16 protein-coding genes and 1 tRNA gene are annotated in these 22670 nt (G+C 52.0%); 10 read left to right on the top strand and 7 right to left on the bottom strand.

Features of this window, described 5'->3' with window-relative positions; translation table 11 throughout:
* Nucleotides 1-40: 40 nt before the first annotated feature.
* Nucleotides 41-3970, top strand: coding sequence for a DEAD/DEAH box helicase (locus tag MCON_RS16785; RefSeq protein ID WP_013720712.1), 3930 nt, complete (start codon nucleotides 41-43; stop codon nucleotides 3968-3970).
* Nucleotides 3958-5058 (top strand): coiled-coil domain-containing protein, encoded by a 1101-nt coding sequence (locus MCON_RS14630; protein ID WP_013720711.1) that lies wholly within the window; start codon nucleotides 3958-3960, stop codon nucleotides 5056-5058. The genes MCON_RS16785 and MCON_RS14630 overlap by 13 nt, the downstream gene beginning before the upstream one ends.
* Before the next feature lie 462 nt (nucleotides 5059-5520).
* Here MCON_RS14630 and MCON_RS14625 read toward each other — a convergent pair.
* A tRNA-Met gene (locus tag MCON_RS14625) sits at nucleotides 5521-5622 on the bottom strand.
* Between the two features lie 101 nt (nucleotides 5623-5723).
* Here MCON_RS14625 and coaBC point away from each other — a divergent pair.
* From coaBC to MCON_RS14610, 3 genes are read left to right on the top strand one after another with little or no spacing between them, the layout of a single operon-like run.
* Nucleotides 5724-6920, top strand: a complete 1197-nt coding sequence (coaBC, locus tag MCON_RS14620) for a bifunctional phosphopantothenoylcysteine decarboxylase/phosphopantothenate--cysteine ligase CoaBC (RefSeq protein ID WP_013720710.1) — start codon at nucleotides 5724-5726, stop codon at nucleotides 6918-6920.
* Nucleotides 6917-7786: a pantoate kinase gene (locus MCON_RS14615; RefSeq protein ID WP_013720709.1), complete on the top strand. Its 870-nt coding sequence runs from the start codon at nucleotides 6917-6919 to the stop codon at nucleotides 7784-7786. Before coaBC ends, MCON_RS14615 begins: the two co-directional genes overlap by 4 nt.
* Complete coding sequence (locus tag MCON_RS14610) at nucleotides 7779-8543, top strand: 4-phosphopantoate--beta-alanine ligase (protein ID WP_013720708.1); 765 nt, start codon at nucleotides 7779-7781, stop codon at nucleotides 8541-8543. The genes MCON_RS14615 and MCON_RS14610 overlap by 8 nt, the downstream gene beginning before the upstream one ends.
* Here MCON_RS14610 and MCON_RS14605 read toward each other — a convergent pair.
* A complete protein-coding gene (locus tag MCON_RS14605) occupies nucleotides 8540-11263 on the bottom strand; it encodes a cation-translocating P-type ATPase (protein WP_013720707.1) in 2724 nt (907 codons plus the stop codon). The genes MCON_RS14610 and MCON_RS14605 overlap by 4 nt on opposite strands.
* Nucleotides 11264-11423: 160 nt before the next feature.
* On the opposite strand from MCON_RS14605, the gene MCON_RS14600 reads away from it, so the two are divergent.
* The 3 genes from MCON_RS14600 (at nucleotide 11424) to MCON_RS14590 (ending at nucleotide 14203) form a co-directional block, all read left to right on the top strand.
* The gene (locus MCON_RS14600; protein ID WP_048132652.1) at nucleotides 11424-12293 is read left to right on the top strand and encodes a phosphate ABC transporter substrate-binding protein; all 870 of its coding nucleotides are present in this window, start codon (nucleotides 11424-11426) and stop codon (nucleotides 12291-12293) included.
* Nucleotides 12294-12387: 94 nt separating this feature from the next.
* On the top strand, nucleotides 12388-13404 hold the full coding sequence (locus MCON_RS14595) for an S-methyl-5-thioribose-1-phosphate isomerase (RefSeq protein ID WP_013720705.1): 1017 nt from the start codon (nucleotides 12388-12390) through the stop codon (nucleotides 13402-13404).
* A 43-nt stretch (nucleotides 13405-13447) separates the two neighbouring features.
* Nucleotides 13448-14203 (top strand): MTAP family purine nucleoside phosphorylase, encoded by a 756-nt coding sequence (locus MCON_RS14590; RefSeq protein ID WP_013720704.1) that lies wholly within the window; start codon nucleotides 13448-13450, stop codon nucleotides 14201-14203.
* 22 nt (nucleotides 14204-14225) lie between these two features.
* Here MCON_RS14590 and MCON_RS14585 read toward each other — a convergent pair whose 3' ends face one another.
* The 4 genes from MCON_RS14585 to MCON_RS14570 form a co-directional block, all read right to left on the bottom strand.
* A complete protein-coding gene (locus MCON_RS14585) occupies nucleotides 14226-14621 on the bottom strand; it encodes a hypothetical protein (protein ID WP_013720703.1) in 396 nt (131 codons plus the stop codon).
* 200 nt (nucleotides 14622-14821) lie between these two features.
* The gene (locus MCON_RS14580; RefSeq protein ID WP_013720702.1) at nucleotides 14822-15454 is read right to left on the bottom strand and encodes a 30S ribosomal protein S3ae; all 633 of its coding nucleotides are present in this window, start codon (nucleotides 15452-15454) and stop codon (nucleotides 14822-14824) included.
* A gap of 157 nt (nucleotides 15455-15611) precedes the next feature.
* Nucleotides 15612-15887, bottom strand: a complete 276-nt coding sequence (locus MCON_RS14575) for a protease inhibitor I42 family protein (RefSeq protein WP_083804746.1) — start codon at nucleotides 15885-15887, stop codon at nucleotides 15612-15614.
* Nucleotides 15888-15935: 48 nt separating this feature from the next.
* On the bottom strand, nucleotides 15936-16847 hold the full coding sequence (locus tag MCON_RS14570) for a C1 family peptidase (protein ID WP_232844395.1): 912 nt from the start codon (nucleotides 16845-16847) through the stop codon (nucleotides 15936-15938).
* 188 nt (nucleotides 16848-17035) lie between these two features.
* On the opposite strand from MCON_RS14570, the gene MCON_RS16460 reads away from it, so the two are divergent.
* Together MCON_RS16460 and MCON_RS14565 are read left to right on the top strand one after the other, a co-directional pair.
* On the top strand, nucleotides 17036-17182 hold the full coding sequence (locus MCON_RS16460; protein WP_162145030.1) for a hypothetical protein: 147 nt from the start codon (nucleotides 17036-17038) through the stop codon (nucleotides 17180-17182).
* Nucleotides 17160-20456, top strand: a complete 3297-nt coding sequence (locus MCON_RS14565; RefSeq protein WP_013720699.1) for a tetratricopeptide repeat protein — start codon at nucleotides 17160-17162, stop codon at nucleotides 20454-20456. Before MCON_RS16460 ends, MCON_RS14565 begins: the two co-directional genes overlap by 23 nt.
* 48 nt (nucleotides 20457-20504) lie before the next feature.
* Here the strand turns inward: MCON_RS14565 and MCON_RS14560 are convergent, their stop codons facing one another.
* The gene (locus tag MCON_RS14560; protein ID WP_013720698.1) at nucleotides 20505-22661 is read right to left on the bottom strand and encodes a DHH family phosphoesterase; all 2157 of its coding nucleotides are present in this window, start codon (nucleotides 22659-22661) and stop codon (nucleotides 20505-20507) included.
* Nucleotides 22662-22670 lie beyond the last annotated feature (9 nt).

The following is a 22670-nucleotide window of genomic DNA, read 5'->3' as shown; positions in this document are numbered from 1 at the left end:
AAACATAAAGGATTTAATCTCTTAGATATAAGCACAGAATGTGAGCGATAAAGATTCCCTGCTTTGGGTTCTAGCATATCAATTATCTGGATGCACCATATTAGGCAGAACTGAATCAGAACCCTTAGGAAGCTTGCCAATTCAAATTAGAACCGCAGTTCTAGAGGTCGCACATGAGATCGACCCGGAAGATGTCTTAGTAAAAATTAATAAAAGACAACTTATAAGAGTGGTAGATCCAAGGCATGCAAATTATAAATGGGTCGAACAGTGGCGTTTCGCGAATAATGAAAAAAGGAAAATCCTTCGTAGCAATCATAGCAATCAAAAAATTCCTTTTAAATCCGTTGATGAGTTCATTCATGTGCATAACCTCGATAAGCCAGAAGACGATAGCTTTGATGAACATTATGCAGAGCGCCTCTTCCTTAAGGATGCGTTCTTGCCTGTTTTCGGTGTACACGGGCTGTCATTTTTAAGTCCTCAGTTTGCATTCCGTGACCAATCGGGTAGAGAACGCCGAGTTGATTTTGTTTTTCATGGAGTAAGAAAGTACGCCTTTGAGGTAGAAGGGTCCAAATATCATGATTCAGCAATAATAAACAGAGATCGATTCAGGGATGAAAAGAAAAGGCAAAGAAGCCTATCGGATCAAGGCTTTATTTATAAACCGTTTGCTTTGGACGAGATTAAGGGTGAGGACACTAGAGAATATCTAAGAAAGATGGCATTAGAAGATCCGATTCTAAAGGGCCTACTAGAACTCGAATTGAGTGATAAAGAGCACAGCCAAAAGCCTACGCTAATTTATATTATGGATCTCTTAAATCATTTTCCAAAGAAGTATCCCTTGTACCAAAAAATTGCGCTCACCATACTCTGCAAGGCGATACATCAGGGCAAGAACAAGATTGTGATAGCAGACTGGTCACCGATGTTGGCCTTGTTGTCTGTAGCCCTGTTAGATACCGTAGCTCTGATTGAAAGGGTAGCACGGCTATACGGTCTAGAGGTTGAACTGCCAAAGGTGGATATTCATATTGTGGGTCCGTACGACAAATATGGAGTTTACGAGGTTTTGAGAAAATACCTAGGCGCAGAGCCTGGTCAAGGGGACCAACGAGTCGACTTTTCTATGACTCCGGTAAATCTTTACTTTAACGACAATTTACCAGACGCAGACTACGTTTTTGCTGATGAGGCGATGAATCCCTGCAAATCTAAGGATTGTATATCTGGAGCATCGTTGGAGAGATTTCCTGATATGTTCTTAGAGATCGCAAATAGGCAGATTCAACTTGAATTGCCCAAGATGATTGACCGAGAGATACTTGATTATTTTGCAAGGCGTTACTTCTTAGTTCCCGAGCTTAAAGAACGGCAGTTTGAGCTCTTAGTAAAGATTCTGAATCAAGAATCAGTATTAGGTATCCTTCCTACAAGCTACGGCAAATCACTTGTCTTTCAGTTATACGCGTTATTAATCCCAAGAACCACACTTGTCATTTGCCCTCTCCGTTCGCTTATTCGAGATCAAATCCAAAACTTGCAACGCCAGGGATTACTTTGCGCCGAATCCATCACATCCTACGACAATCGTTCCGGAAAAGATAAGAAATACGAAGATCTTCAAGGCCATAATTACCGTCTGCTCTATATTTCTCCAGAACGTCTTCGAGAAAAAGAATTCTATTGCCAGATCAAATCTACTCTGGAAAATAGTCCGGTAGGAGCAATTGTGGTTGATGAGGCCCATTGCGTATCTGAATGGGGTCATGATTTCCGTCCTTCCTATCTTCAGATCGATCGCTTCCGAAAGACTATCGAGAAAGCCACCAGGCGTATGGTTCCAATTATAGCACTTACGGCAACTGCCTCAAAAGATGTAAAAGAAGACATCAGAAGGGTTTTGAACTTGCCTGAGGAAGCCGTTATTCAGAAAGAGAGCAGTGATAGGACCAACCTCAGCCTTTCCGTATGGAAAGTAGGTTCTAGCAGCACTGCCAAGTCGAACATGCTTAAGCATATCATTACTGAAAAAATTCCCAGAGCTTTGAACATGCCCTTCGAGGAGCTAGTGCCGGTTAACGGGAAACCTCCTTATGATAATGCCGGCATTATTTTTGGCATCTATGCAGCGCCGTCTGGGTATAATACAGCGCCGGAAGGAGTTCACTTCATTTCCCAAAAACTTGTAAAAAATTTGCTTAAGGACAATCGATTGATTAATGTATATGCCTCTGAGCCACCAAGGCTTTGTTCATCCTGCGATTCTCCTCGTTTAGTTGATGCAAGCGATGATGATCTCGTGCGGGCGGGTATTATAAGTAAAAAGGGCCTATGGCCCACTGAGGATCATCTTAAATGCGAAGACTGTGATATGGTCCTTCCGAAGCGTGAAGCGCGGAAGGATGCAAATTGGGAAAAGAAAATCCTGCAATGTCAGGAGGAGTTTCATCAATCTCAATTTCCGCTATTAGTTGCCACAAAAGGCTTTGGCATGGGCATTGATAAGCGCAATATCAGGTTTATCGTGCACCACTCCTTCGCAAGCGGTTTGGAGGGGTATTATCAGGAAGCAGGACGCGCAGGACGAGATGGCGATCATGCCCACGTTGCTCTCATGTATGTACCTCCGGACCAGCAGTGCGAAAATGATTGGCTAAAGGATAAGAGCCCGCCTAAGCCACCTTGTGCTTCTGGTAGGTGGAGATGTGCCTACAACTTACAATCTTTGTGCGACTACGGAAAACAGGCACGCTTCATTGAGCAATCGTATATAGGCATAGAGAGAGATCTAAAAACTGTCATGAAGGTTTATCGGAGTTTAGAACAAGGAGAGAATATTCGCTCAAGAAAAGGTGAAAACAGATCTTCAAGAAGCAAGGTCAAAAGCGAAGAGGAAGACGAATATAAATTTATGGAGTTGGCCTTATACAGGCTGCAACAATTGGGTCTGGTTGAAGGCTATTCTATGCGCTATCTAAGCTGGAATGAGACTGTTTTCGATCCCGAATACAAAGATGACTGGAAACCAGGAGATGTTATATCTAATCTAATAGAAATATTGAACCGCACTGAAGCAGGGAAAAAATTCGATGATGAAGCCAGAGGACTCCAAAATATCTCCTTGATTGGAGAAAATCGCAATGTAAGAGGAGAGAATTTCATAACTGAGGCAGTTAGGATATTATTGAAACTTGTCTATGATACAGTGCCGAATATGCGCTACCAAATGCTCACAGATGAGAAGAATTATGCAGTGAGCAAACAATGCCGCCGTATAACATTACGTAGTATTTTTGATACTGAACAAAATCATTCTCGTCTGGTCGATTCAAATTACCATTGCAATTTCTGTGATGTCTGCGTTCCTGACCTGAGATTTCCGAGGTCAGAAGCTGAGATTCCAGTTTATGAAGCAGAATTAGACGAGATCGCAAAGAGTATCCATCTCATTCTAGAGAGATTTGATGTAGAAGCCATGAAAAAAGCTGTGCGAACTGTTTTCGAAAAAAAGGCAGATACAAGCCTTCTTGTCCAAATGACCTATCAGCTAGAGCAGAAATACAATGATCCTGGAACTTTGTTTATGGCTGGAACCCTTAGCAGGCATCGTGGAGAGCAAAAAGAAGCATTGCGTTATCTAAGGGATGGATTCAAATTTGGTGTACAACGAGAATTTAAGACGGATTCTCTTTTGGCCTTTTACCAAGAGGCTAGCGCTATAGATGCCAAAGAAGCTTTCTCCTGGATTGCTGAAGCTAAAGGTCCTTGGGATTCAACCGATGGATTGGAGTTCTTGGCAGAAGAGGCATTCCAGTGCTTCGGCAAGAGATCCCAGGAATACCGTCACACTTTTGCTCTTTGGAAGTTACGAAAATATGGAGAGATCTCTATGAATCTGGGAAATATTTTGCAGAAAGTTGATAGTCTTAGGATGTTGAAGGAGACTGCATGGCCCGCATAGACGACCTAGAACAAGTAAACTTTGAACTTGAAGACTTCAGAGCCAGGTCACAGGAAACCCTCAAAACACTGGATCAACTTGCCGATTTTATCTTGGAATTTTCTAAGCTAGAAAAGGACTTTGAATCCAAGCTTCGAGGTGCTTCTGAGAGTCTCGATAAGCTAGATCAGTACATAATCGAAGTGGAAAGCAGATGGTCAATCCTTGAGCCGGAAGCAAGAAAAATTTTAGAACAGCTTAAAGATACTGGGAATGATATTCATAATAGTTTTAATGAACTCAAACAAGAAACTGACCAACGCGGGACGAAGCTCCAGGAAGATACAGATAAGGCGAAGGTTGAGCTGCATGCAGCTCTTGATAACCTGGAATCTAAGTTGGATCAGAGCTTAAAGTATTTCCAAGATAAATCAGAGGATCGCTACACGGAGATAAATCAAAACCTGGATAATCACAGATCTCGACTTGACGAATTTGAAAAAGAGACTGACCAACGCTGGATGAAGCTCCAGGAAGATACAGATAAGGCGAAGGTTGAGCTGCATGCAGCTCTTAATAACCTGGAATCTAAGTTGGATCAGAGCTTAAAGTATTTCCAAGATAAATCAGAGGATCGCTACACAGAGATAAATCAAAACCTGGATAATCACAGATCTCGACTTGACGAACTTGAAAAAGAGATTGACCAACGCGGGATGAAGCTCCAGGAAGATATAACTAACGCGCAGAGTGACTTTCAAATTGCTAATCGCAATTTGCGCAACGAGCTAGTAAGAATGATAAACGATCTGCGCAGTGAGTCTGAAATACGCTTTTTAGAATTCAATAATAGTTTTGATCAGCAGAAGGATGAGTTTTCAGAAGTGACTACAGGATTAAAGGACAGCATTCAAAAGATGCATGATGAACTTACAGGAGATTTGGAGGTTTCACGCCAAGAGTACAAAGAGTTTTTCAGAAATGCAATCGAGAAAAACACAACTATCGAGAGCCAAATACACGAATTACGAAAGCAGGTAAGAGCACAACTAGCTTTTGTTGGGCTTATTGTTATTGTTATTTTGCTTTACATATTTAAGATAATATAAATAGCTACGATAAATACAGTGCTTTCGAAGTTTACTATACTTTCCAAGTTTTTCATTTCAACAACCAAAGCATCGGGACATTGCTATAAAATAATTTTGCGATTTCATTCAAGCAATACAACGTGCCACTTCAATGATTTGGCATCACACAAATAACATATCATGCATTCAGGAGGCTACTCTTCCGACATTCAAGGTCTGTCTATTTATCCCGGCCAGGAATAATCATGCGGAATAAACTGAGTATTGATTTGAGATTTGGGCTCAACCTATCGACTCTGCAGGCTCAATGCGGAGCTACCTTATTTCCTCGGACTTACTCAATGATAGACATCGATGATCTGGTCACTAATAGCTCGTGCAGGGCAACAGAGTAATGCGCTGACTCAGTGGAAGCTTCCAATCTCGGGCTCCTAGCAAATAGTATAGACGAAAATCTATTAAAAATTAACAGTAAGTAGGTGCCGGGGGCGGGATTCGAGCCCGCGACTTCGAGATGACTCAGGCGCGTTCTTCGCAATTACCCTATGAGTCTCGCGCCCTAACCAGCTAGGCCACCCCGGCACGGCATAGTCCCTCGGGTGAATAGCTAATTAAGGTTTTTGCTTAATCCCCTTCAAGGGAACGGGCATCCTTTAAAAGCTCAAAGTGCAAAAGGGATGAGTATGCCCTCTGATATCTCAGCCTCGGTGAGCGAGACCCTATCCGGAAAGACGATAGTGGTGGGAGTGACGGGCAGCATCGCTGCTGTCCGGGTGATAGACCTCATTCGCGACCTCATCCGCCGCGGGGCAGAGGTTCATTGTACCATGAGCCATGCCGCCGGACAGATACTGCATCCCTATGCCCTGGAGTATGCCTCAAACCATCCGGTGATAACCGAGATCACTGGCCGGGTGGAGCATGTCTTGTTCTGCGGCGTGGGCGGAAAGGCAGACCTCTTCCTGGTCGCGCCGGCCACCGCCAACACCATTGGCAAGATGGCCAATGGCATCGATGACACTCCGGTGACCACCTTTGCCACCACGGCTCTCGGAAGTGGCAAGCCGGTGGCAGTCGTCCCTGCCATGCATGAGGCCATGTACCGCCATCCTGCAGTCATCCGGAATCTGCAAATCCTGAGGGAAATGGGCGTGGCCCTCATCGATCCGCGCATCGAGGAGGGCAAGGCCAAATTCGCCGATAACCAGCGGGTGGTGCAGGAGGTAGAAAGACTGCTGGGCCCGGCCGACCTTAAAGGGAAGAGGATCCTGATCACCAGCGGCTCGAATGCCGAATCCATCGACCCCATCAGAATTCTCACCAACCGGGCCTCGGGAAAGACCGGTGTCGCCCTCGCCCTGGAGGCCCGAAGGCGGGGGGCGGATGTAACCCTGGTCCACCGCTTCATCCAGGACCTGCCCGTCCACCAGGTCTATGCCCAGAGCGCCAGCGATATGCTGGATGCGGTCATGTCAGAGCTCAAGAAGGGCTGCGACGCCCTGATCAGCGCCGCGGCAGTGGCGGACTACACCCTCGACCCGAGCGAGGAGAAGATCAAATCCGGCCTGGAATTGAATCTGCGTCTTAAGCCCACCAGGAAGATAATCAAGACGGTGCGAGAAGCCTACCCTGATCTGAAGATAGTGGGCTTCAAGGCCGAGACCGATACCGGCGACGAGGCGCTCCTGGCCAGAGCTCGTGCATCCCTGGAGGGCGCGGGTCTGGACCTGGTAGTGGCCAATGACGTCTCCAGAGGTGGCATGGGCACGGATGATAACCGGGTGCTGATTTTGAGCCGGTCCGGCAGCCATAGCGAGGTCGAGGGGAAAAAGAGCCTGATTGCGAGAAGGATCATCGACTCTCTGGCGGAGATTCTATGAATTCCCCCAATTCGAATCATTTGACAACCAGAGCCTGGGTCCCATCCCACATCACCGGCTTTTTCGCGGCCAGGCGTGAGGAAGACCCTCTGCAGTCCGGCTCTATCGGCTGCGGCCTGTGTCTTTCCCCCGGCGCCACAACTATCATAGAATCCTCTCCCGATATCGAGGATACAAAGATCATCCTCAATGGCAGAGCGACAGATGCTCCCGTCTCCAGGTTCGTCATCGAGCGGCTGGCCAGGAGCCCAGTCCGGGTGAAAACCGATATGAATATGCCCTTTGGTTCCGGATTCGGGGCCAGCGGGGCGGGGGCCTTGGGTTGCGCTTATGCCCTAAACCATCACTTCGACCTGGGCCTCACCGCCGATCAGGCGGCATCTGTAGCCCATGCGGCAGAGGTTGTCAATCGCACTGGCCTTGGGGACGTCATCGCCCAGAACACCGGCGGGCTGGTTATTCGTCTGGAGCCAGGAGCGCCGGGCATCGGCAGAATCGACCGAATACCCGTTGCACCACAACCGGTTCACTGCATGGTTCGGGGCCCGATCTCCACCCGGGAGGTGCTCTCCGACCAGAGCATCATGTCATCCATAAATGAGGCTGGCCGGGCTGCCCTGAAGGATCTATTGAGAAGGCCCACATTGGAGGAGTTCATGCGGCTCTCCCGCCGTTTCACCATGGAGACGGGTCTTGCCAGCAGCTGGGCCCTGGATATGATAGAGGCGGTGGAGGCGGAGGGCGGAAGGGCCAGCATGATCATGCTAGGAGACGCGGTCTATGCCTTTGGCGGAATTGAGGCCCTCCAGGGCTCAGGCCAGGTCTATACTACCTTCATCTCTCAGAGAGGTGCTAACCTTGACTGAAATTCCCAAATCCCATCCCAGATATGCTTCCCTGGTGGCGCGGGAGCGCGTGGCAGAAGGAGTGAAAAAAGGATATACCAGCACCCAGGGGCTGATTGCCCAGGGCAGAGGAGAGTGCTTCGACTATCTCCTGGGCGAGAGGACGACGGCTTCCGCTGCAGCAGCGATCCGGGCGGGAGCGGCATTGCTCCTCTTAGCCGAGAGGCCAGCGATCTCGGTCAACGGCAATGTGGCCGCCCTCGTTTCAGAGGAGATGGTGGCGCTGGCTAGAGCACTCAATATCCCCCTGGAGGTGAACCTATTTCACCGCAGCGAGGATAGGGTGAAGAAGATCGCCGATCTGCTAAGGGAGAAGGGGGCAGAAGATGTTCTGGGCGAGAGGCCGGACACTTCAGTACCAGGCCTTGATCATGCCCGGGCCCTGGCCACCCGGGGCGGAATCTACGATGCCGATGTGGTGCTCATTCCCCTGGAGGACGGCGACCGTTGCGAGGCCCTGCTGGCCATGGGAAAAAGAGTCATTGCCATCGACCTCAACCCCCTCTCCCGCACAGCAAAAAAGGCCACTGTAAGCATTGTGGACAACATACTCCGGGCGGTTCCCCAGCTGACGGAAGAGGTCAGGCAGCTCTCCAATAAGCCTCTCTCTGATCTGGAGAAGATATTAAATGAATACGACAACCAGGAGACTCTGGCCGGGGCGGTGCAGGAGATCCGGGACCATCTGGACGAGCAGTTCAGGAAAGGGAGCGATTAACCTATCATCGGAAACCTCCTGCGTATGAGCTTATGCAGCTCAATGGCGGCAAAGGCCACCAGGGCCACTCCCACCAGCTCCACCCACTGATACAGAGAGACGGGATGAATCTGCAGCACATCGGATAGACCGGGCATGTACATGGCAGCCACCTGGATCAGAATGGCGGCTATGGTGCCGAACACCAGCAGAGGATTTCTAAGTGGACTGGAGCTGAAAGCGCTCTTGAGCTCTGATCGGCTGGCGAAGACCACAGCATTCTCGAAGAGGACCATCATGATCATAGCGATGTTTCTCGCCTCCTCAATGCTCCGGCCCATGGACATCTGCCAGTGGAATATGGCATAGGTCAGGCCGCCTACAACCACTGCCACCAGTGCTACCTTCTCCACCATCAAACGGTTGAAAATCGCCTCGTTCGCCGGTCTCGGCGGCCGGTTCATCTCCCCGCCCTCGGCGGGCTCGAAGGCCAGGGCTACATCTTGAATCCCGTTGGTGACCAGGTTCAGCCAGAGGAGCTGGACCGCAAGCAGAGGGAGGGGCATATTGAAGATCAGGGCTAAGATGAATAGGAATATCTCCGCCACTCCGGTGGAAATAGAAAAGAAGATCACCTTTCGCAGGTTATTGTAGACGATCCTCCCCTCCTCTATCCCCGAGACTATGGAGGCGAAGTTGTCATCGGTGATGATGAGGTCAGCGCTCTCCTTGGCCACATCGGTCCCGCCCTTGCCCATGGCCACGCCCACATGAGCGGCATGCAGCGCGGGGGCATCGTTGGCTCCGTCACCGGTAACAGCCACCAGCTTTCCGTTTCTCACCAGAGAGTTGGTGATGAGCACCTTCTGCTGGGGCTCAACCCGGGCGTAAACCCGGCCCTTCCTGGTAAGAGCATCGACTGCCTCCGGGCCTTTGGCCTCAGCATCCTTCAGCTCCATTCCCGTGACCACCTGGTCGACGCTATCCGCCAGCCCCAGCTCCCTGGAAATGGCAAATGCGGTTGCTGGATGATCACCGGTGACCATTGCCACCTGGACGCCCGAGCTCTTGCATGCCTCCACTGCCGCTTTGGCCTCCGGCCGGAGGGGATCGATCATCCCCACCAGTCCTAAAAATGTGAGCCCTTCCAGCCGGTCCTCAGCGAATTCCTGGTTCTCTGGGAACCTGCCAGAGGCCAGGGCCAGGAGTCTGAAACCTGCAGTGGCCAGAGCCTCGGCCACTTTATCTGCACCCTGTGGATCCAGAGGAATCTCGCCATCGGGAGTGGCCATTCTGCAGCTCATCTTCAGGATCTTCTCTGGCGAGCCTTTGGCAAATGCAATCCTCCCATCCGGCCCCTGATGAAGGGTGGCTGAGAACTGGCGCTTGGATTCAAAGGGTATCTGAGCGATCCTGGGATAATTGCTCTGCTCCTCCTGTTGAGTGACTCCAGTCTCCTGAGCCATCATTAGCAGGGCCACGTCCACTGCATCCCCGTGGTAGTCCCAGCCGCCGTCTCGGAAGCCGGAAAAGGCCTCATTTGCCAGAACCGAGGCTCTAGCCAGGGCCTTCAGGGCAGATGTCTGGCCGGCTGACTGGCTCCCGACCGGGCCTTCTGCTGCCATCTTCCCTGCTGCTTCCTCTGCCACTTCCCGAGGGCTTTTCGCCAGATCGATCACATTCCAGCTATCCCTGCCGGGAATGACAGCTCTGGTAACAGTAAGCTGGTTGACGGTAAGGGTTCCCGTCTTGTCCGAGGCAATGAAGTTGCATGATCCCAGGGCCTCCACCGCCACCAGCCGGCGGACGATGACATTTCTCTTTGCCATGCGAGACATGCCTATGGACAGAGCCACAGTCATGGCCACTGGCAGACCCTCGGGCACTGCCGCCACCGCCAAAGCCACCGACTGCAGGAAGATATCATAAATTGGCTCTCCCCGGTAGATCTCAACCGCAAAGATCACCGCCACAGCCACGGCCACGCCCAGAGCGATCTTGGAGTTGAACTTCTCCATGCGCAGGATCAGAGGAGGCTTGGTCTCGGGCTTGCCAGCCAGAGACGCTGCCAGACCTCCTACTGCGGTATTCGAGGCGGTGGCGACTGCGACACCTCTACCCCTCCCTGATACTACAATGGTGCCGGCAAAGGCCATGTTCTCCCTATCGCCCAGTGGGGTTCTCCGATCGAGAATCAGATCGGGGTCTTTGGCATCTGGTATCGACTCTCCGGTGAGCAGAGACTCGTCCACCACCAGATCCTGGACCTCTATCAGTCTGATATCGGCTGGAACCTTTCCTCCTGACTCCAGGAGGACTATATCGCCGGGAACAAGCTCCTCAGAGTCTATCTCGAACTCCTCGCCATCCCGGATCACCCGGGTCTTGGTTCGGACCATATTCTTCAATGCTTCAGCGCTCTTCTCGGCTGAGTACTCCTGGATGGTGCCAATGATTGAGTTGAGCAGCAGCACAATCATGATAAATATGCTCTCCTGCCAGTCTCCAAGCAACAGGGAGATAGCGGCTGCCAGGAGGAGAATGTATATCAGGGGACTGTAAAATTGGCGGAGAAAATAGACCGCAATGCTCGTCGGCTTCGGTTTGGGAAGGCTGTTCGGCCCATAGATCCTCAACCTTTCTGCAACCTCGTCCTTTCCCAGTCCGCCTTCGGTGTTTGCCTTCAATGCCTCTATTGCATCGTATGCAGGAATTGAATGGGCTTCTATTATCGTATCCAACTCAATACCTCCACCAAAAGCTCCTGTCTGGCCAGGAGTTCCATGGGCTCAAATTCATGAAATTTTTGTTATATGATCTCGTTGATTACAGTTTCGGTATAAAAGCAAGATACAGTCGCCTTAATTTAATTATATGGTGTGGCAACGATCGGATTGAGCTATGACGATAGGCTTACATATCTGGCCGGATAATTCTCGAGTGGTGGGGTTAATTACAAAAATAATTATAATCTTGCTGGTTTGTCTCTCATTTGTATCCCTCTCGCCCTGTGAGGCACTACCGGAAGATGTCACAATCATGGGATCCTCAACAGTGATGCCGCTGGCCGAGGCTGCTGCAGAGGTATTCAATCTCGAGCAGAATGATTATTTGGTCAGTGTCACGGCAGGTGGAACCGGCGCGGGAATTTTGGGCATTGTGGAGCGCAAGTACGATATAGCCATGGCTTCGCGGGCTATAACTGAGGAAGAAAAACAGATGTTCGGGGACAGCTTCCAGGAGTTCAAGATCGGCATGGACGGCATCAGCATTGCCGTAAGCGATGAGATATACCAGGAAGGAGTACGGGACCTGAGCAGGGATCAGGTTATGAGGATCTATTCCGGTGAGATCACTAACTGGAATGAGGTGGGAGGACCGGATAAGGATATCTATGTTATTTCCAGAGAATACGGCTCGGGCACAAGAGACGACTTCAATGAAGCGGTGATAGGGGACATAGGGACAGAAAGCCCTGGAGTCGATACCGTGGCCTACAGCGGAGCAGAGGTCAAGACGGCAATTTCCGGAAGCGATAGGGCCATAGGCTACCTGGGATTCAATTATTTGGGAGGAGGCGTCCAGGGGATAGCCTTCAACGGCATCGTGCCCAGCTATGAGAACATAAAGTTGGATTTTTATGAGCTCAAAAGGAACCTCTACTTCTATACATTCGGCGACCCTACTCCTGGAGCCAGGGCATTCATCGATTTCATCCTGGGGCCAAAGGGACAGAAGATTGCGGCAGAAGAGGGTTTCATACCGGACTGATACTTTTAAGGAGAGAAAAGCACTCTAATCTTGCACAGGAGCAAGCAAAAAATAATAATACCAGTATGTACATCTACTATCTGGTGAACTTCCTTTGTGCATACCCGAGCCCAAGACCATCTGGTGGGATGAAGGCCTCTGGCTTATCGATCAGACCCAGCTTCCTCTAAAGCTTGTTCCCCTGAAGATCGAGAGCATAAGACAGCTGGTAGCCGCTATAAAGTCTCTTTCCGTTCGCGGCGCCCCTGCTCTGGGAGCCGCCGGTGCTTACAGCATCGCTCTGGCTGCAGAAAGATCCCATGCCACCAACGCTTTCGATATGATCGCCGAGCTGGAGATGGCCGCCGATATGATCCGGAACTCACGGCCCACGGCGATAAACCTCTCCTGGGGTGTGGACAGAGCCCTGCAGGCGGCCAGAGGGGGGGAGAGCACTGAAGAGATTCGTGAGGCAGCGCTACGATCGGCAGAGGGGATCGCCGAGGAGGACATCCGGGTCAATCGGGCCATAGGAAAGAACGGAGCAAAGCTCTTGGAGGACGGGGACACCATTCTCACCCACTGCAATGCCGGAAGGCTGGCCTGTGTAGGCTGGGGAACTGCTCTGGGAGTTGTGCGCTCCGCGGTTGAGGCCGGAAAAAAAATAGAGGTCTACGCCTGCGAGACCCGACCTCTGCACCAGGGCTCCCGCCTGACCGCCTGGGAATTGGCAGAGGATAAAATCCCCGTAACCCTGATCTGTGAGAGCATGTCCGGCAGCCTGATGCGCAGAGGGAAGATCGACAAGGTAATTGTGGGAGCAGACCGCATAACCAGGGATGTGGTCTTCAATAAGATCGGGACCTACAATCATGCCGTCCTGGCCAAACACCACAAGATTCCCTTTTATGTGGCCGCACCCCTCTCCACCTTTGACCGGATTTATGGCGAGGAGGACATCACAATAGAGGAACGTGATCCTGAGGAGATCTGCACCCTGGCCGGAGTGCGCCTGGCACCCCTGGGAATAAACGTCTACAATCCGGCATTCGATGCCACTCCTCTGGAGCTTGTCTCTGCACTGATAACCGAGAAGGGCGTCTTCCGGCCCCCGCTCATGCCCCCAGTATAGATTCTACAGAAAGGTAGTTTAAGTTTGAAGAGCAGCTCAACTCATGGATGCAGAAATCGCCGTCATCGGCGGAGTGGGCTTCACCCTGGAGGGGATAGCAGATGAAGTGGATACAGCTTACGGTCCCGTCCCTGCCTTTCGCAGCGGAATAAAGAGCCAGAGGCTCGCCTTCATCCCCCGCCATGGCACAGGGCACCTGCCGCCTCATAAGGTAGACTACCGGGCCATCATATCTGCCGCCAAGAAGATTGGCGCTCAATGGGTCATATCGGTCAATAGCGTAGGAGCAATGGCATCTCAGCCCGTGGGAAGCTTCTTTTTCCCTTATGATTTTGTCGAGTTCACCAAATGCCGGTCCAACACATTCTATGAGGACCGAGCGGTGCATATAGACCTGAGCGAAGCCTACTGCCCCCATCTCCGAGGCCATCTTCTTGCAGCTGCGAAGTCGCTTGATCTGGAGACCTCGGAAGGAGTCTACGTCTGCGCTGAAGGCCCCCATCTTGAGACGCCTGGCCAGATCAGAATGATGCGCCAGTTCGGGGATGTAGTGGGTATGACCGGCTATCCAGAGGTAGCTCTGGCCAGGGAGGCTGAACTGTGCTATGCTTCTATCTGCATTATCACCAATCCCGCCGCCGGAATGGGGGAATCTGAGAGCCTTTCCGCCAGCGATATCCCTGAGCAGGTGAAAAAGTGCCATCAGGATGTCCGGGAGATAATTTATCAGGCGGCTTTAAAGCTGGATGAAAAAAGATCCTGCCATTGCAGGGAATCCCTATCCAAGGCAGCGCTCTAGAAAAGCCCCTGGAACTGTAGCCCTACATCACCTCGACCTGGACGCTGCCCTGTCCGGATTTGCCGCTCTCATCCATGGCCTTGAGAATGATGATATGTCCACCCTTTTCAAGCTCTATTGGATTCTGCTTGAAGGACCGGCTGGTGGACAGCTTTCCATCAATGCTCGAGCTCCATTCGTAGCTCAGATCTCCTTCGCCACCTTTTGCAGAGCCTTCAAAGCTTATATCCTCATCACCCTTGATGATCTGCCCGGCATCAGGTGAGGTAATGGTCACTTTTATCATTTCAGTGTCAGCATGTCCAACTGGCTCTGAGGCCCCTGCGGCGCTGTCTTTTGCGCCGCCACTGTCTTCCTTCTCCATGCACCCTGCCGAGAAAAGGGCAAGGCATATTGCCAATATGATGACCAGCTTCATGAAACGAATGATCCCTTAGTGGAATATATCTTCTTCTATAGAAGATGTCTTTATCAGAATAAAAGCAAAGCTGACCACACTTATGGCCGAGAAATTCTCAAGCCAGCGCCCTTCCCGCAATGTACAAGAGGGGCGCCAAGCTGATGCAGATTCGATCCGATTGAATCATAGATCCAAGATGGATCTGGCCACAATAAGCCTCAGGATGATGCCGGCGGAGCAGCTGGTGCCGCTGGCTCAGGCACAGACAATGCGGGCTCAGTTCTGATCTCAGTCTTTCGTACCTCTACCCTTCTCAAGGGGTAGATCACCTTGGCTTCCTTATAAATGTCCAGAGAGATCTTTCCACCCACCACATCCTGGATCAGCTGATTTAAGTCCAGGTTCTTCGACCTCTCCATGACGACGCTCTTTGAGAGATCTCTAATGCACTTGACCTGGTTTGCCCGTGCCCTTTTAACTGTAAAGCAGCTGGGCTTGATCCTGACGGTGTAGCCGTCGGTCGTGGTTACATCTACGATGGAATCAATGCGAGAGGTTCTTCTCTTGACCAGAGAGCGCACATAATCTGTGGTCATCTCATGGCCCAGGAACTTCGTATATGCCGAGTCACCAGCTACACGGTCCACTCTGAACTTTAGCTTGGTATTCTGCTTGGAGAAGTTGTTGGTGAGGTCTCCTAAGGTGGTCTCGATGATCCTTCCCACAATCCTCTCGGGATCGTTGGCGATCGTCTCTCCAAAGGGAACCCTTCCGAACATCTCCGGACTTACAACCTTATACCACTGTTTGGCCTTTCTGCTATCAGCCTTTCTCTGCGATCTTCTAGCCAATAAACATCCTCCGAGATAATATTAATCCGAACTCCGTTCAAGCTCACTGTATTTAAACCGATCGCCCAAAACAGGCATGATCCTTACGAAGGCGGTCTTCGTAGCGGAACCTTTCCATTTCGAGATCGCCTTTGTGATGCGATTCCGCTGCTGTCTTTCACTTTGTGATCTGGATTGGGAATGATCTTCTTTCCAGAGGGATATTCTCCCACTGCCTCTTGTGAACCATGGTTATCTCTGTCCTTCCTGCCTTGATCGGGACAAAGGTTAATGTCTCTATTCCGCCGGATCCAACCGATTCTCCATCGGATTCTTTGAATTCCTTTTTCTTCAGCTCAAGAAAGGCTCTGTCGAATGTTGCCTCCCATACATAACCGGTAGTGGGATTCGATTCGAGCGATAAGGTGAACTCCACGTTCAAGCTCGCGTTCATTGGATCACCAGTGATAATAGGCGCTAAAAAGGGAAATATCTTTCTATATTATACATACTCAAACTGCCCGGTCTCAATCCATGATCCCTTTATGAGAGTCCACCAATCATCAGCCAGTCCGGTCAGAACATAATCATATGGCAACCATCCATATCCCTCGTCGCCCCATAGCTCTCCCCAGGAGTTTCTTATCATGAGAGCACCGGTGGTCTCGGCACCGCAATTGCTGTTCTTGATCTTCATCTTGTCATCATAGCCCACTGCAATTATAGCATGGCCGCCTTGCACGCTTTCATTGCTGCAGGGATAGGGGATCTTGCCGGTGCTTCCAGCCTGGCTGATCGAATCGTAAACAGTGAATCCGAATATTGAGGGAATTCCCGCCGCTATATTCGTCTTGATGTTAGACAGAAGCTTGGTGGGGGTGGTTCCGGGCGGATCGAGGTTCACATACTTGAGAGCTTTGTAATTGTCCGCGAAACCGAAGAGGAATGCTGAGGGCTCCTCATCGAACTTTGATATATCGTATGGCCAGTATCTCTCCGGTGGGACGCCAAATAGTGCCATCGCTCCCATGGTCGTCCGGATATAAGCACCAGTATCTCCTCTCTCCTGCATCAAATTTCTCGTCACCTTATAGAGAAACAGCCTCGAGGCATCGATATGCTCTCCGAATGCCCTTCGCTCGAAATACTCAAAGACTCCTACGCCAGCGTTTGCAGTGCATGAGCCCAGGTCGCCTTGATCCTCTATCGGTGGGAACCATTTTCTGAGATCAACCGATGTGGGAAGGGTGGAGACCGCCACTTTGGAAAGCTTAAGAGGGCCGAGGATATCTGCTACCTCCTTTGTCTGGAAGGTATAGTCTCTTAAGTCCGGAAGCTCTGGTCGCCAGCCCATTCCTTTTGTCTTCTCGCCGTTCTTTGATTTCATTCCCAGATCTTTCAAGAGTATCGTCATCATCTCAACCACCGCATAATGATTAAAGTTCTCCGATCCTATCGCGCCGTCTCATAGTCGATTCGATCTGAATATCTGCTTATTTTATCCAATCCCTGAGCCTTTATGGTAATCCTAATACTATTAAAATATTTCTAAGCATATGCACGTCTAAAATAGCATGAGCTACGATCAATTGCAGATCGCCCATGTTTTTCGATAAACCAATTGGAGAAGGAATCGTGAAAAGGATAACTCCTGATGCGGATTTATATTGTGCAGCCAACTGCAGGCTGAGAAATTATATATCGCATCCAGCCATATCATCCATGAATGCAAAAGGATACTATCATTGAGATTTGGGAGACGGGCACTGCTGCCGCCAGGGCCTTTGAAATAAGAATAGCAGTGGACGGGGAGGTGGTCATGAACAGACGGCTCAACCCGGTTGAGGCTATGGAGGCCAGAGAGATATCCTCTCAGTATGCGTCTTTCTTTTCTAACGGCAAAAAAGGGAAGAATAGCTACCTTCATCTCCTGGGCGAGAGCATCTTCCGCCTATTTTTTCAGCCGGGCTGGCAGGAGCTGGGGCCGAAGATCCTATCTGGGGGACGGCTGATTGTGGTATCGAGCATACCCCAGATCCTGCTGCTCCCCTGGGAGCTTCTCCGCCTTCCGGGATTTGAGGATATGGCCGATGGCTCATCCCCGGATTTTGCCGTCCTGCGCGTGCCAATGGAAGGTGGCCGGCCCGCCAGCTCATCCCTTCCTGCACCATTTCTCTCTCAGCCCTCTGAACTGAGAAGAGGCCCCTTGAGAATGCTCTTTTTCTCCACCAATCTGCAGCATTTTGAGGAGGAGGAGCTGTCCCTTCTCAAGGCGGTGCAGGGATTAGATATCCACCTGGAGATGGGCGAGACCGCCTCCTTCGAGGAGCTGAAAAGCAGCATTGAGTCTTTTCAGCCTCATCTGGTATACCTTTCCGGTGAGGCAAAACTGTCCGGCGAAGTCTCCGGGGGAGAGGCAAGGCTAGCCTTCATGGATCCTGCGGGCAAGCTTGACCTGAGATCTGCAGAGGAGATAGCTCCCGTTCTGAAGAGTGGCGGGGTTGAGTGCATAATTATTGGAGGGGAAGGGAATGGCCCTGACCCTGCCAGGGAGCTTCTCTGCCAGAGGCTGGCAGAAGATCTGCTCATGGCTGTAGCCTGGAATGGTACCGTCGCCCCTCAGGAGATCGTTCGCTCTCTTTCCCTGGGCGCATCTGCAGATGAAGCCATATGGAGGACCGGGCAGAGGATGCTGAAAGAAGGCTTGGAAGAAAAGGAGGAGAAGAAGGGAGCGATACAGGCCTATCCCTTTATTTATGCCGTCAGAGAGCCAACAGGTCTCTTCGATCCCAATAAGAAGAGAGAGGAGATAAAAACAAGATACCAAGAGCTTCCTCCAATGCCTGGGATGACGGAAGGACATGCCAGGGGTTTTCTTGACAGAAGAAAAGATTTGCTTCGACTCTATCCCGATTTGAGACAGGGTGCGGTCAACGCTCTGATCATCACTGGCGAGCTTGGCCGAGGGAAGAGCGCTCTTGCCAATTTCCTGGCCAGAATGCTGGCCGCATCAGGCTACTTTGTGCTGCCTCTGGGAGGCACTGCCCACAACCCCATAAGCTCTGCCCGACTGATAGAAGCAGCAGGCCTGCAGCTGGCAGCGGCAGGAGAGTATCAAGGACTGGAGGGGACAAAGAGGCTCTTAGATTCATCGCTCCCGGTTAATGAGAGGCTGGCTGTTTTGATGGAGCTTCTCCGATCCAACCGCATACTCATATTCTGGGATGACCTCGATCTTGAGGAGAAGACGGGCAGGATCTCGGATCCTCATCTTGGCGAGCTTTTCCATCAGATGACTAAAGGCCTCCATTCCAGCCGGGCGATCATCTCCTCACAAAAGGTCCCTGCGGATGCCTCCATTCTGCCCCGTCTGGCTAGAAACTGGAAGCTGGATCGGCTCTCTCAAGCAGCTTTCCTGAGGTTCATGCTCCAGGATAGAATTATAGCTGATGGCTACCGCAAAGGCGAGATCGCATTCGATGCCCTGTCGGACCTCTATTCCCTCTACGAGAGAGATCCGTCTAAATTAGAGCAGATCCGCAGCGCTCTGGCCAGAGGGCTGCCAAAAGATGTCGATCCCCTGGCTAGGCTCGCCGAGTGCCTCAGCCCCGAGTCTCTCCTGGCCCTCCAACGCATAGCGGTCTACGATGTAGCAATGAGCCCGGCAGGCTTTACAGCCGCAGCCGGGACCGATCTGGAGAGCATAGCCGAGAGCTTGCCCCTCTGGGAGGAGCTGTCGCTCTGCTATAAGACCGGCAATCTGTGGGCGGTTCATTCCTCCGCTCGCCCTGCCCTTCGAGAGGGGTTGAGCCCGGAGGAGATAAGAGAGGCTCATAAGAGGGCAGGCCGATTTCTGGAGGAGATGGCGGAATCGGGCCGCTCCCCGGAGCTTTTCTTGTTCCGTCTGGACGGCCTCTTAGAGGCGCGGGGGCACTATCTGGAGGCCGGCGACCTGGCTGAGGCGAGGAGGGTGACCGCCAGGATCAGCAGCTACCTGGATCGGAGGGGATACTACACCGAGCTGATAAGGCTGAACAGAGAGATACTGGAGCTGGAGCCGGACAAGGATTCAATGAATTGGATCGCCCAGGCCTATGCTCATCAGATGGATCTTGAGAATGCTGCCCAGTGGTACAAAAAGGCCCTGGATATGGCTCCGGATGCCTTCAGCTATCAAGGGCTGGGCATGATCCAGCTTGGCCGGGGAGAGTATGATCTGGCTGAGGAGAGCTTAGAGAAAGCTCTACAGATTCATCTGGGCCAGAAAGACCAGCGGGGAGAGGCAGCAGTTCTGCAGGCTCTGGCCTCCATTGATATGTCACGGAAGAGCGGCTCTGCGGCTAAAGATAAGCTGGAGAGGGCTGCCCGGATCCTTGAGGATCTGGGAGATAGGATGGGGGAGGCTGCGGTCTTGCAGGAGATGGCGAATATCGATATGATGCAAGGCCACTACGATTCTGCCTGGCCCAGGCTGGCCCGATCCCTGGAGCTGGCCAGAGAGGCAAAAGATCGAGCAGGTGAGGCGGTACTGCTCTTTTATCTGGCCGATGTTGACCGGGAGACCGGAGAGCTTGCTCGGGCAACAGAGGAGCTTGATTGTGCCCTGGCCATCACCAGGGATCTGGGCGACCGCAAAGGGATGGCCGCCAGCCTGCATGGATTGGGAATGATCAGCTCTCAGGCAGGGGAGATGGAAATGGCCGCGGAGCATTTCCGGGAGGCTTTGCAGGTCTATCAGGAACTGAAAGATCAGGCGGGTGAGGCAGGAGCGCTCTTTCAGCTCGGCGCCCTGGCGGTGCAGATGGACAGGATCCAGGAAGGGCTCCGCCTCATGGCTTTATCTGCAGTGGTCTTGAGAAGCATCAATAGCGATGAGGTCAAGAACATCGAGCCGGTGGTGGAGCGGCTGGCCTCGCAGCTCAACTTTAGCCAGGATCAGTTCGTAGCTATGCTCCAGGAGGTCATGCACAGCTATGTCAAAGATAAAGGAAGGGGCCTCATAGAAAGGACTTTTGGAGGATAAAGGGATATTATAGAGAAAAGATGCCGATGATATTCAGGATGAGGAGGATCAAATTGCCTCTGCACCCAATGCGGGAGCCTTCAGCGGAACCTCATCCACCGAGCAGGCAGCGATCTTCTCTGCCAGCTTCGCCAGGACCTCTTTTCTCATCCCACCTACGAACTTGATGGAACCAACGACGAGATGACCTCCTCCTGAGACCCCTCCATTGGGGATCTCCTCCATCAGCTCTTTAACCATCTGGGGGATGTTCATCCTCACTCCCCGGCTGCGCAACACTGCAAAATCCGGGCCATAGCCGATAGTGACCACCGGCTTTCCATCATATTTCTGGCATAGTCGGTCGTGCACCTCGCCTGAGGTCTTGCCAGGCGGGGGGAAGGTGAACTTATGGGCGAAGTTCTCCACATCCAGGACGTTCATGATGATGCCATTGGGAAGCTTTGTGCTCTTGACATTGCCCATGCTCGCCCGGAGCTGCTCGTCTATGGCAGCATTGGCCTGCTCGCAGAGAAGCTCGACGATCTTCTGGTGCCGGTCAAGCCTTCCCAGGCACAGGATGTCGTTTATCAGCCCCCGTCCATCGTTGAAGCGCTGCCAGAAGGCCTCATAGTCTAAAGCGAGGGCGATCTTTTTGAGGTCATCTCTCGGGAACCTGTCCTCGACCAGGCGGATGTATAGATCAGCCTCCGGGGCCTCGCTGCGGTCGCCCACCGCGGATACAGCCGGAAAATGACGGATCTTGTTCTCGACCTCGGGATGGATCATGCGGGCGATCTCCGTGGCCAGCATGCCCGTGGTCAGGCCGAAGTCCCCTCCGGCGTGGGCGGGATTGACATGGGCCACCAGGAACTGGTCTACGATCTTGTGGGGATGGTGATGGTCGACCACCAGCATCTCCAGGCCGTAAACCTGGGCCTGGCGCATGGCGGGAACATCCTCCTCGGTAGAGCCGTTGTCCATCAGAACGATCAGAGGCATCTTCTGACCGTGCCGGCTCTGATCCTCCAGGGCAAATGTCAGGTCCTTGGTTACATCCTCCAGCTCGTAAAATGGGGCTTTGCTGGGGGCGCGGCGGTAGTTGTGGTACTCGGCATCCGGGCCGCTGACCTCGGCAATCAGGGGAAGGATGGCCATCTCAATGGCCACTGCAGCGGAAATACCATCAGCGTCGGCATGATGGCGGACCACAATGGGCCGGGACTTGAGGACGGCGCGGCGGATCTCTTTGGCCACCGCCTTCATCGCCGGACGCAGCCGGTCCAAGATCTCGCTTTTGACCAAAAACTCCGTCTGGGCCGGCTCGGCCCGGAGGTCAATGGCCTTCTCTATCTGGTCTTTAACTACCGAGGCATCGCCTCCCCAGAGGCGTTTCATGGATTTTATCTCCACCTGAACCTGGTTATTGCGCAGGCTGACCTCGCCGATGACCCGGACCATCATATCGCTATCAATATCAGCGTACGCTCGCACTCCGGCCCGTTCGAAGGCAGCGCAGAAGACCAGGCCGCTGTCGTCGGCCAGGGTGAAGATGGTCGGACCGCCGGTCTGCTTGACCTGGATCACCTCTCCCTTGATCATGACCGTCTTGCCCACCTGGCTGTGCAGATCAGATGCCTTGGATAGAGGAAGGTCCTTTTCCACTTCGACGGTGTTGTACTCCTTCAGCTCTGCTGGCTCAAGCTCTATGTTGCCATTAGGCAGGATGTTTCTCACCGTCACCATGATGGCGTCGCCAGCTTCCGGCCGACTCTTGAGATATTTGTTGTGGGCCAGGCCGCGCACAGAATCGGATAGATCGACAAAAGCCCCGAAGTTTGCCAGACCGGAGACCTTGCCCTGGTAGATCTCCCCCACGGAGATATCTCTGATGTCGCAGGCCGGATCGAGGATGTGGACCAGCGGCTTTTTGGCACAACGCTCGCACAGCTCTTTTTTGCTGTCCAGCTTTGTCTTGCAGACCACGCACAGGTATTCCCGGCCAAGACCATGGCAATCAGGGCAGATCTCGGTGATCGGAATCTTGCCGCTACCCTGACAGACGCTGCATTTCGCCGAGCCGCTCTCGATCAGAGACTTCATGTCCTTATCTGATGCCTCTCCCAGGGAGATGGACTCGGTCGTTCCCTTGCCATTGCAGTTGGGGCAGGGCTTCTCTCCAACCGTGAGCACTCCACGGCCCTGGCATCTCTCACACTGATTCATCGCTCTTGG

This window comes from Methanothrix soehngenii GP6 (assembly GCF_000204415.1).
GTDB lineage: Archaea > Halobacteriota > Methanosarcinia > Methanotrichales > Methanotrichaceae > Methanothrix > Methanothrix soehngenii.
This window is presented reverse-complemented; position numbering and strand designations above follow the sequence as displayed.

Bases quoted from the DNA above. Each gene is read 5' to 3' on its own strand.
- MCON_RS14565 (WP_013720699.1), top strand. From the start codon at position 17,160: ATGCAAAAGGATACTATCATTGAGATTTGGGAGACGGGCACTGCTGCC.
- MCON_RS14600 (WP_048132652.1), top strand. From the start codon at position 11,424: ATGACGATAGGCTTACATATCTGGCCGGATAATTCTCGAGTGGTGGGG.
- MCON_RS14585 (WP_013720703.1), bottom strand. From the start codon at position 14,621: ATGAAGCTGGTCATCATATTGGCAATATGCCTTGCCCTTTTCTCGGCA.
- MCON_RS14615 (WP_013720709.1), top strand. From the start codon at position 6,917: ATGAATTCCCCCAATTCGAATCATTTGACAACCAGAGCCTGGGTCCCA.
- MCON_RS16460 (WP_162145030.1), top strand. From the start codon at position 17,036: ATGTTTTTCGATAAACCAATTGGAGAAGGAATCGTGAAAAGGATAACT.
- MCON_RS14590 (WP_013720704.1), top strand. From the start codon at position 13,448: ATGGATGCAGAAATCGCCGTCATCGGCGGAGTGGGCTTCACCCTGGAG.
- MCON_RS14575 (WP_083804746.1), bottom strand. From the start codon at position 15,887: ATGAACGCGAGCTTGAACGTGGAGTTCACCTTATCGCTCGAATCGAAT.
- MCON_RS14570 (WP_232844395.1), bottom strand. From the start codon at position 16,847: ATGACGATACTCTTGAAAGATCTGGGAATGAAATCAAAGAACGGCGAG.
- coaBC (WP_013720710.1), top strand. From the start codon at position 5,724: ATGCCCTCTGATATCTCAGCCTCGGTGAGCGAGACCCTATCCGGAAAG.
- MCON_RS14630 (WP_013720711.1), top strand. From the start codon at position 3,958: ATGGCCCGCATAGACGACCTAGAACAAGTAAACTTTGAACTTGAAGAC.
- MCON_RS14560 (WP_013720698.1), bottom strand. From the start codon at position 22,661: ATGAATCAGTGTGAGAGATGCCAGGGCCGTGGAGTGCTCACGGTTGGA.